The organism is Tepidimonas sp. (assembly GCF_036824975.1).
In the GTDB taxonomy this organism is placed as follows: domain Bacteria; phylum Pseudomonadota; class Gammaproteobacteria; order Burkholderiales; family Burkholderiaceae_C; genus Tepidimonas.
Genome location: NZ_DAISZC010000050.1, coordinates 1 through 13,079, shown reverse-complemented (window position 1 = coordinate 13,079; position 13,079 = coordinate 1). Strand labels below are relative to the sequence as shown.

General features: G+C 70.2%; 9 protein-coding genes. 4 read left to right on the top strand and 5 right to left on the bottom strand.

The window, feature by feature from the left end; translation table 11 throughout:
- Positions 1-30 precede the first annotated feature (30 nt).
- Positions 31-1,341 carry a murein transglycosylase A gene (gene mltA / locus V7Z54_RS06990; RefSeq protein ID WP_334135406.1) on the bottom strand — a complete coding sequence of 437 codons (1,311 nt, stop codon included), beginning with the start codon at positions 1,339-1,341 and terminating at the stop codon, positions 31-33.
- On the opposite strand from mltA, the gene V7Z54_RS06985 reads away from it, so the two are divergent.
- A complete protein-coding gene (locus V7Z54_RS06985) occupies positions 1,340-1,531 on the top strand; it encodes a hypothetical protein (protein WP_334135404.1) in 192 nt (63 codons plus the stop codon). The genes mltA and V7Z54_RS06985 overlap by 2 nt on opposite strands.
- Positions 1,532-1,546: 15 nt before the next feature.
- Here V7Z54_RS06985 and V7Z54_RS06980 read toward each other — a convergent pair whose 3' ends face one another.
- Positions 1,547-2,353, bottom strand: a complete 807-nt coding sequence (locus V7Z54_RS06980) for a carbon-nitrogen hydrolase family protein (protein ID WP_334135402.1) — start codon at positions 2,351-2,353, stop codon at positions 1,547-1,549.
- Complete coding sequence (locus tag V7Z54_RS06975; protein ID WP_334135401.1) at positions 2,350-6,474, bottom strand: YhdP family protein; 4,125 nt, start codon at positions 6,472-6,474, stop codon at positions 2,350-2,352. The genes V7Z54_RS06980 and V7Z54_RS06975 overlap by 4 nt, the downstream gene beginning before the upstream one ends.
- A 23-nt stretch (positions 6,475-6,497) precedes the next feature.
- Between V7Z54_RS06975 and glnE the strand changes: the two genes are divergently transcribed.
- Complete coding sequence (gene glnE, locus V7Z54_RS06970) at positions 6,498-9,308, top strand: bifunctional [glutamate--ammonia ligase]-adenylyl-L-tyrosine phosphorylase/[glutamate--ammonia-ligase] adenylyltransferase (protein WP_334135408.1); 2,811 nt, start codon at positions 6,498-6,500, stop codon at positions 9,306-9,308.
- Positions 9,309-9,673: 365 nt separating this feature from the next.
- Positions 9,674-10,210: a glutathione peroxidase gene (locus V7Z54_RS06965; RefSeq protein ID WP_334135399.1), complete on the top strand. Its 537-nt coding sequence runs from the start codon at positions 9,674-9,676 to the stop codon at positions 10,208-10,210.
- 31 nt (positions 10,211-10,241) lie between these two features.
- Here V7Z54_RS06965 and V7Z54_RS06960 read toward each other — a convergent pair whose 3' ends face one another.
- On the bottom strand, positions 10,242-10,898 hold the full coding sequence (locus V7Z54_RS06960) for a C40 family peptidase (protein ID WP_334135398.1): 657 nt from the start codon (positions 10,896-10,898) through the stop codon (positions 10,242-10,244).
- Positions 10,899-10,934: 36 nt separating this feature from the next.
- Positions 10,935-11,990, bottom strand: coding sequence for a DNA polymerase III subunit delta (holA, locus tag V7Z54_RS06955; RefSeq protein ID WP_334135396.1), 1,056 nt, complete (start codon positions 11,988-11,990; stop codon positions 10,935-10,937).
- A gap of 131 nt (positions 11,991-12,121) precedes the next feature.
- Here holA and rocF point away from each other — a divergent pair, with 131 nt between their 5' ends.
- Positions 12,122-13,072: an arginase gene (rocF, locus tag V7Z54_RS06950; RefSeq protein WP_334135395.1), complete on the top strand. Its 951-nt coding sequence runs from the start codon at positions 12,122-12,124 to the stop codon at positions 13,070-13,072.
- The last annotated feature ends 7 nt before the right edge of the window (positions 13,073-13,079 follow it).

The window sequence follows — 13,079 nt, the reverse complement described above, 5'->3', positions numbered from 1 at the left end:
CGGCGTGCTGGCGCGGCCCATGGCGCATCCCTAGCGGGCCGGCAGCGCGGCCTCTCGCGGCCACAATGCCCACAGTTGCAGCGGCTGCTTCAGCCCGGCAGCCAGCGTGTAGGCCGCCTCGCCCCAGCCGGTGAAGAAGTCGGCGCGCACCGCGCCGACGATGGCCGCCCCCGTGTCCTGCGCCAGCACCAGGCGCTGCAGGCGCGCCGCAGTCCCTTCGGAGACCAGCCACAAGGGTGTGCCGTAGGGGATGGCGTCGCGGTCCACCGCCACCGAGCGCCCTGGCGTCAGCGCCACCCCCTGCGCGCCGCGCGGGCCAAACTGCGCATCCAGCACGGTCAGCACCTCCTCCCGGAAAAATACCACACGCGGGTTGACCCACAGCAGCTGTGGCACCCGTTCGGGGTTGGCGGCGGCCCACGCCCGAATCGCCTCCCAGGTGCCGTCTCGAATCTCGCCGCGCTGCAGCAACCAGCGGCCCACGCTCTGGTAGGGGTGGCCGTTGTGCGCGGCAAACGCCAGCCGCACCAGCGATTGGCGCCCGTCGGGCTCGAGAATGCGCAGCCGCCCCGAACCCTGGATCTGCAGCAGCAGCGCATCCAGCGGATCGGCCAGCCAGGCGAGCACGCCCCCTTGCAGCAGCGCCTGCACTTCCGGGTCGCTGTCGATTTGCTGGCGGGTGTACCACGGCCCCCCGCGCGCCTGGGCCAATTGGGGCGGCGGTGCATACAGCGGCACCTGGAACGGCCCTTGGCGCACGCGGCTGGCCGTCAGCAGCGGCTCGTAGTAGCCGGTCAGCAGCGCGGGCCGATTGGCACCGTCGGGCGCCAGTACCCGATAGGGTTGCAGGCTCTGCATCATCCAGGCGTGTCGCTCGGCCTCATCGGCCAGCGTCAGGCGGCGCACGTCCGCGCACAGCTGCGCCCATGGCGGTGCCGGCCGCTCGCAGCTGCGCAGCCATGCATTCCACGCCTCATGCAGCGCATCGCGCCCCCAACCGGGCAAGTCACTCCAGCGCACGGGCTGCCACTGGGCGGCGGCACGGCGCAGCGGAGCTGGCAGGGGAGCGGCGTCGGCACGCTGCCAGGCCGGGTGCTCGGCGCTCAGCACGGCAGGCCGCCCGCCGTCGTCCACGGGCAACGGCGCCGACTCCTGCGCCGGCAGTGGCGGTAGGGGAACCGTAGCCCCCGGCGACGGCTCCATCACGACGGCCGGCGGCGCCATGGGTGGTGCGGCCGGTGGCACACTGCCGCAACCACCTAGCGCCAGCGCCAGCCACACCACAGCGCGGCGCCGGGTTGGCCGTCCGATCTCACCCCAAACCGGAAGTCTGTTTCGCATGACCTTGCTGCTGCTGGAAGCGCTGGGCGCGCTGCTGCTGTTCATGTTCATCGTTTGGTGGACCATGTTCGCCGGTCGCAAACGCGGCGAACCCCCGGATGTCGGCTCCGGCGACGCTGTGGCGCCGCCCGACTCCGCAGAGTCGGCGCCGGGCGCGGCTTCGAAGGCCAATACACCGCGGCAGCCGTGACCGCACCCGTATCGCTTACAGCCGCCGGTGCTGCAAGGCCGGCAAGCGCTGGCGTACCTGGGCCAGGTGGGCGGCGTCGAGTTCGGCCAGCACGACCCCCGGCCCCGTGGCCTGCTGCGCCAGTACCACACCCCACGGGTCAACCACCATGCTCTGCCCCCAGGTGCGGCGGCCATTTTCGTGCGTCCCTCCCTGGGCCGCCGCGATCACGTAGGCTTGGTTTTCGATGGCGCGCGCGCGCAGCAGCACCTCCCAGTGCGCCTGTCCGGTCACATGGGTAAATGCTGCCGGCACCAGCAACACGTCGGCCTGCAGGCGGCGATACAGCTCGGGAAAGCGCAGGTCGTAGCACACACTCATACCCACCCGCCAGGCGCGCCCGTGGCGGTCGGTGAGGGTAAACGCCACCGGCTCATGGCCAGCCTTGAGCACGGCCGCTTCGTCGTAGTCCTGCTGCCCGTCGTGAAAGCGAAACAGGTGGATCTTGTCGTAGCGCGCCACGCACCGTCCCGCCGGGTCATACACCAGGGAGGCGTTGGCCGCACGGGCCGAATCGTCGGTGGCCAGCGGTACCGTGCCACCCACGATCCACAGCCGCAACTCGCGCGCCGTGTCGGACAGAAAGTCTTGCACCTTGCCCTGACCCGGTGCCTCGGCGATGAGCAGCTTGTCGGCGTCGCGTGCGCCCATGCAGCAAAAGTACTCTGGCAGCACGGCCAGCTCGGCGCCAGCATGGCGCGCCTGATCCAGCAACGCATACGCCTGGGTCAGGTTGTGCTCCAGACTGATGCCGGACACCATTTGGATGGCGGCGACTTTCATGGGGTACGCTCCTGTCGGTCCTCTGCGCCGCTTGCAGCGCTGGGCTCTATCGTACGCGCTATGCGCTCGACCTGAGGGTCGACCCAAGGACCGCTGATGCGAAAGGTCTGGGTGGCGGCGGCCTGCAGCGGCTCGCGCAGCAGCCATTGGGCGATCAGGGTACCCAGCCCGGTCACCGGATTGACGGCAGCGGCCAGCAGCGAGGCGGTACCGGCGTTGAGCTCCGGAATCACCACGGCGGTCAGATCCTGCGTCTCGCGCACCAGGTCGGCGCTGCCTTCGATCAGCACCGCGGCCGCCACGCCGCGCATCTGCAGGTTGCGGGTGGAGGCCACCCCGCGCACGATGCGGACATCGCCGCGCAGGAGGTCGAACGCAAATCCCTCGCTAAACACGTCGCGAAAATCCAACGTCAAGCGGCGCGGCAGCGATTGCAGGCTCAACACGCCCAGCAGCTTGGCGATACCCGGGTCGGCCTTCAGAAACTGGCCGCGCTGCACGTCGAGGGTCAGCTCCCCGGACAGCGTCGGGGTGTGCAGCGCCAGCGGCGAGCCCAGCCAGCCAAGCGCACCCTCCAGCCGCCCGCGCCCGCCGCGCACCACGCCCGCATACCCGAAGCGCTGCAGCAGCGCACCGGCGTCGTCGATGTCGAGCCGCAGCTGCAGCGCGGTGCGCCGCGCCGCCGCAGCCTGCCCCGGCGCGGTGAGGCTGGTGGCCGGAGCCCAGTTGCCTGCGGCGCTCAGCCGCGCCTCTGGTACCGTCAGGCGCAGGGCCTGCAGCCGCCACTCACGTACCGTCTCCGCTCCCTGACGGGCCTCACGGTTGCTGGCCGTGATCTCCAGCCGGCCCAGCGGTCGATCCCCCAGTTCGAAAGACTCCACCACCACGTCCAGCGCCGGCATCGAGCGCGGCTGACTGGCCAGGCGCTCCAGCTCGGCCTGGGCGCTGGGCGGAATTTGCAGGTAGGCCAGGCGCGCCAGCAGCCGCTCTTGTGCCCCGCCACGGTATTCGACATAGCCGTCAAACTGGCGCGCCGCCAGCGACAGGCGCCACGAGGCGCCGTCGCGCGTCCCTCCCAGACTGACGCCGTCGAAGCGGCGCCCCTCCCAGACCACGCGCTGCGCGCTCAAACCCAACTGCGTCGGCCAGTAGCCGCCACCGGTGGCGCCCAGCCACACGGTCGGGGCGGTTGCAGCGGCTGGTGCACCACCGGGCGGATCGGCGATGCGTTGCGCCCAGGCGTCCATGTCCAGCTCGGACAGCCGCAACGCCGCCGCTACCCCCGTCGCGGGCCAGTCGGGCCCTTCCGTGCCCAGCGCCAGGCGGCCACGCAGCACGTTCGTCTGCGTCCCGGCGTGCTGGCGCTCGTACTCGGCGCGCAGCGGCCCGATGGGCGCTCCGGTGTCCAGCGCTAGGCGCAAGCGGTCGCGTGTCGTGCCCGCGGAGGGTGCTGGCAGCGGCTCGATCTCAACCTGCAGCGGCCAGGCGCTGTCGGCGGGCTTGGCCAGCGGTGCCGGCAACGACAACGCCAAGCCGCGCAAGTCGCTGTCCAGCCGCAGCTCGGTCCCCTGTGGGCCAAACCCCAGCTGCAGCGTGTAGCGGGCACTGCCACTGGCCTGCCGGCCCAGCCAACGCGCCCAGGGCCAGTCGGGACTGGCCGCCAACCCCTCGGCCGTGACCTGACCCTGCCCTTGAAAGCGCACCAGCGCTGCCCCATCGCGCCGCGTCATGCCGCCGCCAAAACGCAGCTCGCCGCCCAGCACGCGGGCGCTGGCGCCACGCATCTCAAAACCGGTCTCGGTGAAGTCCAGGCTGCCGCGCACCCCCTGCAACAGGGGAGTGTCCGGTTGAACCTGCACATCGTTGCCCGCAAAGCGCACCTGCCCCCGCACCCTGGCGCTGTGGGCATCGTCCAGCGGAATGCGCAACTCCAAGCCCACCTCCAGCGTGCCGCTGGCCTGGGCACGGTCCAGGGCACCAGCGGTCAGCACGCTCAACGGCGAGCGCCGCACGAAGCGTAGCGCCTCCTCCCCCGGCCCGCGCACCGTGCCCTGCACGCGCAACTGCGGGGCGTCTGCCATGTAGTCGTCGATGACGGCGTGCACCTGCAGCGCGCGCAGCGTCGGCTGCCCGCTCACCTGACCGTCGGCCTGGCGGATCTCCAGCCGGTGCCGGTCGATGAGCAGCTCGGCGTTGACCCGCTCCAGCGCCGGCCACGGCACGCCGTCGGCGGGCAGCACGTGCGCCGGCGCATAGTCCAATGCCACGTCGTGCAGACGTGCCCGCACTTCGAACGCGCCCTCGGCCGCGGAGGCAAAGGGAAAGTCCCATAGGTCGCCGTTGACACGAAAACGCACCTCGCTGGCCCGGCCCGAGCGCACCGCGGCCTGCACGTAGCGCCGCGCGTCGGCGTTGACGGTCAGCGGCAAGTAGCGTGCGACACGGGCTGCATTGGCGCGCGTCAGCTGCAGCTCCAGATCGAGCACACCCGGCCAGCGGTCGCGGGCGCGGCTGGCAGCGGGGTCGGCCGTGCGCCAGCGCGCGCGCCCGCTGCCGGCGGCATCGGCATTGGCAAAGCGCAGGCGCGGCAGCTCGACCTCGATGGTGTTGGCATTGACACGCCAGCGCACGTCGGCCTGCAGCTCATCGAATACCAAACGGGGTTCCTCAAACACACCGGGAAAGACCAGCGCGCCATGGCGCAGCATCACCGTGGCCCGCCCGCCGCGTTCGTCGAAGGCGAATTCGGCGTCGACCCCCTGCAGACCCGGACGTCCCGGCGCCGATGACCCGTCTGGCGTCGGCGGCGTCGCCTCGCCCGCGCGCAGCCCCAAATCGCGCACCCGGCCGCGCGCCGACCAGCGCTCGGGCTGCCCCGCCTGCGCCGCCGTCCAACGCAGCTCAACGCCCTCTAACTCGCCCACGGGCTGGGTTTCGCGTGCCCAGGCATTGACCTGGTGCCCCAAAGGCAACCCGCGGGCCAGGCGTTGCAGCGCACCCAGATCCAGCCGATCGGCACTCAGCGCCCAGGCCCGCCAGTGGCCATCGGGGCCGCTGGTGGCATCGAGCCGCCAGCGGCCGCCCAGCCAGCGTGCGCCCTCGGCCACCTCCAGCACCAGATCGTCGCTGCCCAGCGTGGACGTGTCGCCCTTGCGCTGCCACACCAGCCGCCCCTCGATGCGCGACAGCGCCAAGGGCTCTGGCGCCTGCGCCGCCGCGATCCAGTCCAGCCTCACATTGCGCCAATGCAGGTCGGCGGTCAGCGCCGGCAGCGCGCCCCGCTGCACCTGAGCCCACAGCCGCAGCGCGCCTTGGGCCTGCACGGCCCGCACCCCCCACGCGCTGGCCACATCCACATAGCGCCCCAACTCGGCCATGTCCAGCCACGGCGCCTGCAAGAACAGTTCACCGCTCCAGTCGCGCCAACGCCCCGGGTGGGTCTGCCAGAATGGCCGTGTGAAACGCCCGCGCACGCTGATGCGCTCGCCCCAGTGTGGCGGCAGAGTGGCATCAAGCCGCCATTCGTGGCGCAGCCCCGGATTGCGCACCAGCAGCTCCACCGCCTCCAGCGTCAGCACGGGGGCCTGCGGGCGCGTCTCGTCGATCCAGTGCAGCCGGCCACCGCGCAACACGAACTCGCGCTGGTCGAAAAACCAGTCGGCCACGGCGCTGTCGGCCTGCGGTGCGCTATTCAGGTCGAGCCCGGCCACGCGCAGTCGGCCATCGCCCAGGCGCCGCACTTCCATCTCGGGTGCCTCGATGGTCAGCCGGTCCAAGCCCAGTTGCCACAGCGAACGGACAGACACATCCGCGCCGACGCGCGGCAGCTGCAGCGCGGTGCGTCCTTCCGGATCCAGCAGCCGCACGTCGTGCAGGGTCAACGCCACCGTCGCCCAGTCGGCACGGGCCTCGATGCGGCCGATGCTGACCGGCACCCCCAGCGCACGTGTGGCCACGGCCTGCAGCGCCGGTCGCCACGCATCCGCCCGCGGCACAATCCACCATTGCAGGGCGCCCCAGCCCACCAGCAACCCCACCCAGAACAGGATCGCCAGCCCGAATACCAGCCGCGACAGCTGCGCCAGCAGCCGCAGCCGCCACGATGGCCAGGAGGGAGGCACGGTTGGAATCACACGAAATTATGATGTCGAGCGTCCCCGTTGGTTCAGCCAGCGCCGCCCACAGCCGGTTCGTGCAACGCGTCCGTCGGCGCTACGCGGATGAATTGGCGCTCCTGCCCCCGGGTGTACCCACGCCACAGGATTTGCAGCACACGTGGCAGGCGCTGTGCGCGCGCGGCCACTGCCCCGGGGCGGCGCTGCGGGTGCTGCGCCATCTGACGCTGGAGCGCCTGGCGGTGCTGGATTGCGAACAGCAGGCGCCGCTGCAGACGGTGACGCGCACCGTCACCGCGCTGGCTGAGATGGCGCTGGATATCGCTGCCCGCCTGGCCTGCTCCGAGCTCGACGCGCTGCACGGCCCGCCGCGCGCACCGGACACCCCACCGCCCGGTCCACCGGCACCATCGGCCGATGCCCAGCGGCGCTGCGCGTGGTGGATCGTCGGCATGGGCAAGCTGGGAGCGCGCGAACTCAATGTCTCCAGCGACATCGATTTGATCTATGTCTACGAGGGGGATGCCGAGACGGCAGGCAACGCCGAGGGGCGCAACCGCATCAGCAACCACGAGTACTTCGCCAAGGTCGTCAAGCGCATCCAGACCCTGCTGAGCGACGTCACCGAGCACGGCCAAGTGTTTCGTATCGACCTGGCGCTGCGCCCCAACGGCAACTCCGGGCCGCCGGCGGTGTCGCTGGGCGCGCTGGAAGACTATTTTCAAGTGCAGGGCCGGGAATGGGAGCGCTTTGCATGGCTGAAAAGCCGTGTAGTAGCCCCCGCGGAAAACGCACACCGCCACAGCAATGGCGCGTGGCTGCGCCCGGTGGTGCTGCCGTTCGTATTCCGCCGCTATCTGGACTATGCAGTGTTTGACGCGCTGCGCCGGCTCCACCGCCAAATCCGTGAGCACGCTGCGCGCCGCGCCGCGGGCCATCCGGAGCGCGCGCACGACGTCAAGCTCTCGCGCGGCGGCATCCGCGAAATCGAATTTATCGTGCAGCTGTTGCAGGTGGTACGCGGCGGGCAGTTTCCCGAGCTGCGCACCCGCCCGACGCTGCAGGCGCTGCAGCGTGTGGCGCAGGCCGGCCTGATGCCGGCCGACAAGGCGCAGCAGCTGGCCGAAGCCTATGTGTTTTTACGCCGGGTGGAACACCGCATCCAGTATCTGGACGACCAGCAGACCCACGTGTTGCCCACGCGCGATGACGATCTGGCCTGGATCGCCGCCACCATGGGGTTTGCCGACACAGCGGCCTTCCTGCGCACGCTGGATGCCCACCGCGAGGTGGTGGCGCAGGAGTTCGACACCTTGCTGGGCGGCGACGGCGGCCACGGCTGCCAAGGCAAGGGCTGCAACGGCCACGGCCGCGGCGGCACCGACGACCTGCAGGCCCTGCTAAACACACTGCCACCGGGATTTGCGCAGCGCGTCGCGGCGTGGTGCAATCACCCGCGGGTGCTGGCGCTACGCGAAGAAGCCCGCGTGCGCCTAGCCCGACTGGTGGAGCGCACCGGCGCCTGGATCGAGGACGGCCGGGTCAGCGAAACCGCCGCCGTTCGTCTGGCCGACTGGATCGAACCCTTGCTGCGGCGCGAGAGCTATCTGGCGTTGCTGCAGGAACGCCCCGCCGTCCACGAACGGCTGCTGCGTGTGCTGGGCGCAGCGCGCTGGCCCGCGCGCTACCTGATGCGCCACCCCGGCGTCATCGACGAGCTGGCCAGCCGCCAGCTGTACGAAGAACGCTTCGACCGCGCCGCCTTTTTGGCCGATCTGGAGGCCCGCCGCTGGGCACTGCACAAGACCGGCGAAGACGACGAGGAGGCGCTGCTGGACCTGCTGCGCCGCGCCCACCACGCGGAAGTCTTTCGCACGCTGGCGCGCGACGTCGAAGGGCTGCTGACCGTGGAGCAAGTGGCTGACGACTTGAGTGCGCTGGCCGACGCGGTGCTGCACATCACTGGGCTGTGGTGCTGGCAGCGCCTAAAAAACCGCCACCGCGATGAGCCGCAACACGCCATCATCGGCTATGGCAAGCTGGGGGGCAAAGAGCTGGGCTACGGTAGCGACCTCGACTTGGTGTTCGTCTACGACGACGACGACGAGCGCGCCCCGGAGATGTACGCCGCTTTCGTGCGCAAGCTCATTAACTGGCTGACCGTCAAAACTGGCGCCGGCGACCTGTACGAAATCGACACCGCGCTGCGGCCCAACGGCAACTCGGGCCTGCTGGTGACGAGTTTTCGGGCGTATGCCGACTACCAGCAAAACCGCGGCAGCAACACCGCCTGGACCTGGGAACATCAAGCCATGACACGGGCGCGCTGCGTGGTGGGCGACGATGCCCTGCGGGCACGCTTCGACGCCGTGCGCGAGGCTGTCATCACCGCGCCCCGTGATCGCGCCGCCCTGGCCACCGAGATCCGCGCCATGCGCCAGCGCCTGCGCGACGCGCACCCGGTGCGGGCCGACCGCTTCGACCTCAAGCATAGCCCCGGCGGCATGATCGATGTCGAGTTCGCCGTGCAGTACCTGGTGCTGGCGCACAGCGCCCAGCATCCGCCGCTGCGCGACAACGCGGGCAACATCGCGCTGCTGCAGCGGGCCGAAAGCGCCGGGCTGTTGCCCCCGGGCATGGGTCGTGCCGCCGCCGACGCCTACCGGCGGCTGCGCGCGCTGCAACACCGCGCCCGGCTCGACGAAGCCAGCACCCAGCTCGATCCGACCGACGTCAGCGCCGAGCGGGCGGCGGTGCTGGCGCTGTGGCAGCACGTCCTGGGCGGCCCCCACGTGGGATCGAAACACGACGCCACAGCCCCAAGCCCGCCTACCCTTTGAGCAGGACGCCGCCGCGCGCGGTCGATCGACCATCGGCGAGCTCAGCTCGGGCCCGAGACGGTGCGCCCACGGCCCACCGGAAATTGGGCACCACCAGGGCATGCACCGGATTCCTCGCCTGGCGCGGCGCCACACGGGCCGTGCTGGGTTGCGCTGGCTGCAATCCCCGCTTGGACGCAGGGAATAAACGGCCAGCGCGGCCGCGACGGCCTCACCCCTCTACGATCAAGGGTTGCACCGCTGCGCCTAGCGTACCCGGCAGGTCTGTCGCCTGCGGTGCCTTCATGGGGAGAGTCACCCGCATGCGATATCCGATCCCGCGCACCCTGTGCGCCGCCGTCTTGCTGTTACTGGCCAGTCCATCCATGCCCGCCCCAGCTCCAGTGCCCGCTACCGCCTCCACGCCATCGGCGCCCGCAGCCTGTCCCGCCATCCTGCAACACCGCTTCGACCGCCTGCAGGACGAACAACCGCAGGACCTGTGCCAGTATGCGGGCCGGGTGGTGCTGGTGGTCAACACCGCCAGTTACTGTGGCTTTACCCAGCAGTACAAGGGTCTGGAGGAGCTGTACCGGCGCTACCGCGACCGCGGCTTGGTCGTGCTGGGCTTTCCCTCCAACGATTTCGGCCAGCAAGAGCCGGGCAGCAACCAGCAAATCGCCGAGTTTTGCGAAAACACCTTTGGCGTGCAGTTTCCGATGTTCGCCAAGTCGCACGTGCGTGGCCCCCAGGCCAATGCACTGTTTCGGCAGCTGGCCGAACGCACCGGCACAACGCCGAAGTGGAACTTCTACAAGTACCTGATCAGCCGCGATGGGCGCACCGTGCTGGCCTACAGCAGCATGACGGCACCCGACAGCCGCTCGCTGCAACGCGATATCGAACGGCTGCTGCGGCACTGAGCGCGGCGCCGCGCCGGCTCATCGGCGCTGATCAAGGCAGCCGTGTCGCCTCGACGCGACGCGCCCCGTTGAAGCGCTGCGCCCAATAGCGCTCGTTTATGTCGCTGATTTTGACGCTGTCACCCTTGCGCGGCGCGTGCACGAATTTGCCGTCGCCGAGGTACACACCCACGTGACTGAACGCGCGCCGCATGGTATTGAAAAAAACCAGATCACCGGGCTGCAGCTCTTCCCGCGCAATCGGTATCGTTGCCTTGGCCTGTTCATGGGCCCGGCGCGGCAGCACCAGCCCCAGCGTGTGGGCGTATACGTAGCGAACGAATCCACTGCAGTCGAACCCGGTTTCGGCGCTGTTGCCCCCCATGCGGTAAGGCACACCGATCAGGCCGAAGGCGGTGGTCATGAGCTGACTGGCCACCTGTCCTGTTTCCGCTCCCACCGCGTGCAGCTGACCCATCACGCCATCCATGGCAGACATCGATGCCCCCGGCAGTCCCGCCGGCGCTGCGGGTGCCGTCCATGCGTGCGGCACAGGCTGCTCCGACGAATCGCCGGACCCGGCAGAAGCGGCCTGCAGCGCCACCAGCGGGCTCGACACCGCGGCAGCCGGTACGCCCGGCGCGGGGGGAGTCGCCTGAGCGGCCAAGCTCAGCAACGCGGCGATGACAAAAGCGAAGGGCCGAAACATCTGCGGGATGCTAACAGAAACACGCCCCCCGACTTTTCAACGCAAGGCGCCACACCCAGCGGCCACCGTCAGCGCCAACCGCTGCAACGCCGCCCAAGGGTCGGCTGGCCAGCCGGGCACGATCAGCCCTTTGACGATGCCGTCCACCGTCTGTGCCTGCGTCAGCCAGCGTGCAGTCAGCGTGCGGCGCAACCGCGGTAGCACGCGCTCGTAGCGTTTCTCGCGCGCGCCCCAGACGCGTTGTTCGCGCAACACCAAGGGCAACGGCTGGCCGGCGTCCAGGCGCTGTCGGCAGCGGTGCAGGGTGCGCAGCTCTTCGGCCAACGCCCAGTGCACCGGCACCGGCGCCACCCCTTCCGCCTGCAGTCCCTCCAGCATCCGCTGCACGCGCGCCATGGCCCCGTCCAGCACCGCCTCGGGCAACCGGAATGGATCATAACGCGCCACGTCCAGCACGGCGGTGCGCACCTGCTCGAACGTCAGCTCTCCCGCGGGGTAGAGCAGGCCCAGCTTGACGATTTCCTGGTGTGCCGCCAGCAGATTGCCCTCCACCTGGTCGGCCATGAAAACGAGCGTGCGCTGGCCCTCCTCGCCCGCCGCTACGTGTTGCCCCTGCTGGCGCAAGCGCTGCGCAATCCAACCCGGCAACTGTGCGCGCTCTACGTCATCCACCCGCACCACCACGCCGTGGGTCTGCAGCGCCTCAAACCACGCGCTCTTGAGCGCCGCGCTGTCCAGCCGCGGCAGCAGCACCAGCGTCACGGTATCGGTGGAGGTGGCGGCGGCCTGCGCCAACCGCTGCAGCGCTTGGGCCCCATCCTGGCCCGGCTTGCCCGAGGGGATGCGCACCTCGATCAACCGTTTGTCGGCAAACAGGCTCATCGCGCCGCCCGCCGCCACCATGGCGCTCCAGTCGGTGTGCGCGCCCGTCACGGTAAAAACGGTGCGTTCGGTGTAGCCAGCCGCCCGCGCCGCCGCGCGGATGGCGTCGGCGGCCTCCTGCACCAGCAGGGTCTCATCCCCGTACACCCCATACAATGGCGCGAGCGCGCGCTGCAGCTGGACGGGCAACTGATGGGCGCCGATCTGCATGGTGGCGATTCTAGGCCGGTCCCGCCCCGCGCAAGGGCTGGCGGGCACCGCCCGCAGGGTCGGTACCCTAGGTGGGCCCAGCCTTCCGTGATAATGCGTGCTGACGTTCATGCCCGACTGGTTGACCCGCCTTGACCTCTGCCGCCAGCCCCAACCCGGTCGCCCTCGTGGGCGCACCCACCGACATCGGCGCTGGCGCCCGCGGCGCCTCCATGGGCCCCGAGGCGCTGCGCGTCGCTGGCCTGCAGGCGGCGCTGCAATCCCTAGGCCTGCGGGTAGAGGACCGCGGCAACCTCAGCGGCCCGCCCAACCCCTGGCTGCCCGCGGTCGACGGCTACCGCCACCTGGATCAGGTGGTGGCCTGGAACCGCGCCGTGCACGACGCCGTGTACGCGGAACTGGCGCGCGGTCTCCTGCCGATCCTGCTCGGCGGCGACCACTGCCTGGCCGTGGGTTCGATCAGCGCGGTGGTGCGCCACTGCCGCGCCGTGGGCAAAAAGCTGCGCGTGCTGTGGCTGGATGCGCATGCGGACTTCAACACCTCTGCACTGACGCCCAGCGGCAACCTGCACGGCATGCCGGTGGCGTGCCTGTGCGGCTTCGGGCCGCAGGCGCTGGTGGAGCTAGCGGGGGCGGCCCCCGCGCTGCGTCCGGATCAGGTGCGCCAGATTGGTATCCGCAGCGTCGACCCCGGTGAGAAACGCTTCGTGCACGAGCAGGGCCTGGAGGTGTACGACATGCGCTACATCGACGAGATGGGCATGCGCCACACGATGGAGCAGGCGCTGGCGGGGCTGGACGCTGACACACACCTACACGTCAGCTTCGATGTGGACTTTCTGGACCCCGAAATCGCCCCCGGTGTGGGCACCACCGTACCCGGCGGCCCCACCTACCGCGAAGCGCAGCTGTGCATGGAGATGGTCGCCGACACCGGGCGACTGGGCAGCCTGGACATCGTCGAGCTCAACCCCGCGTTGGATGTGCGCAACCGCACCGCACTGTTGGCCGTCGATCTGGTGCAGAGCCTGTTTGGCAAGAGCACACTGATGCGCGAACATCAGGTGCGACGGCGCGGCTGAGGCCGCG

What these genes read in the sequence shown, in the direction of transcription:
- glnE (WP_334135408.1), top strand. Translation starts at nt 6,498, where the DNA reads ATGTCGAGCGTCCCCGTTGGTTCAGCCAGCGCCGCCCACAGCCGGTTC.
- mltA (WP_334135406.1), bottom strand. Translation starts at nt 1,341, where the DNA reads ATGCGAAACAGACTTCCGGTTTGGGGTGAGATCGGACGGCCAACCCGG.
- V7Z54_RS06985 (WP_334135404.1), top strand. Translation starts at nt 1,340, where the DNA reads ATGACCTTGCTGCTGCTGGAAGCGCTGGGCGCGCTGCTGCTGTTCATG.
- V7Z54_RS06965 (WP_334135399.1), top strand. Translation starts at nt 9,674, where the DNA reads ATGCCCGCCCCAGCTCCAGTGCCCGCTACCGCCTCCACGCCATCGGCG.
- V7Z54_RS06980 (WP_334135402.1), bottom strand. Translation starts at nt 2,353, where the DNA reads ATGAAAGTCGCCGCCATCCAAATGGTGTCCGGCATCAGTCTGGAGCAC.
- V7Z54_RS06960 (WP_334135398.1), bottom strand. Translation starts at nt 10,898, where the DNA reads ATGTTTCGGCCCTTCGCTTTTGTCATCGCCGCGTTGCTGAGCTTGGCC.
- holA (WP_334135396.1), bottom strand. Translation starts at nt 11,990, where the DNA reads ATGCAGATCGGCGCCCATCAGTTGCCCGTCCAGCTGCAGCGCGCGCTC.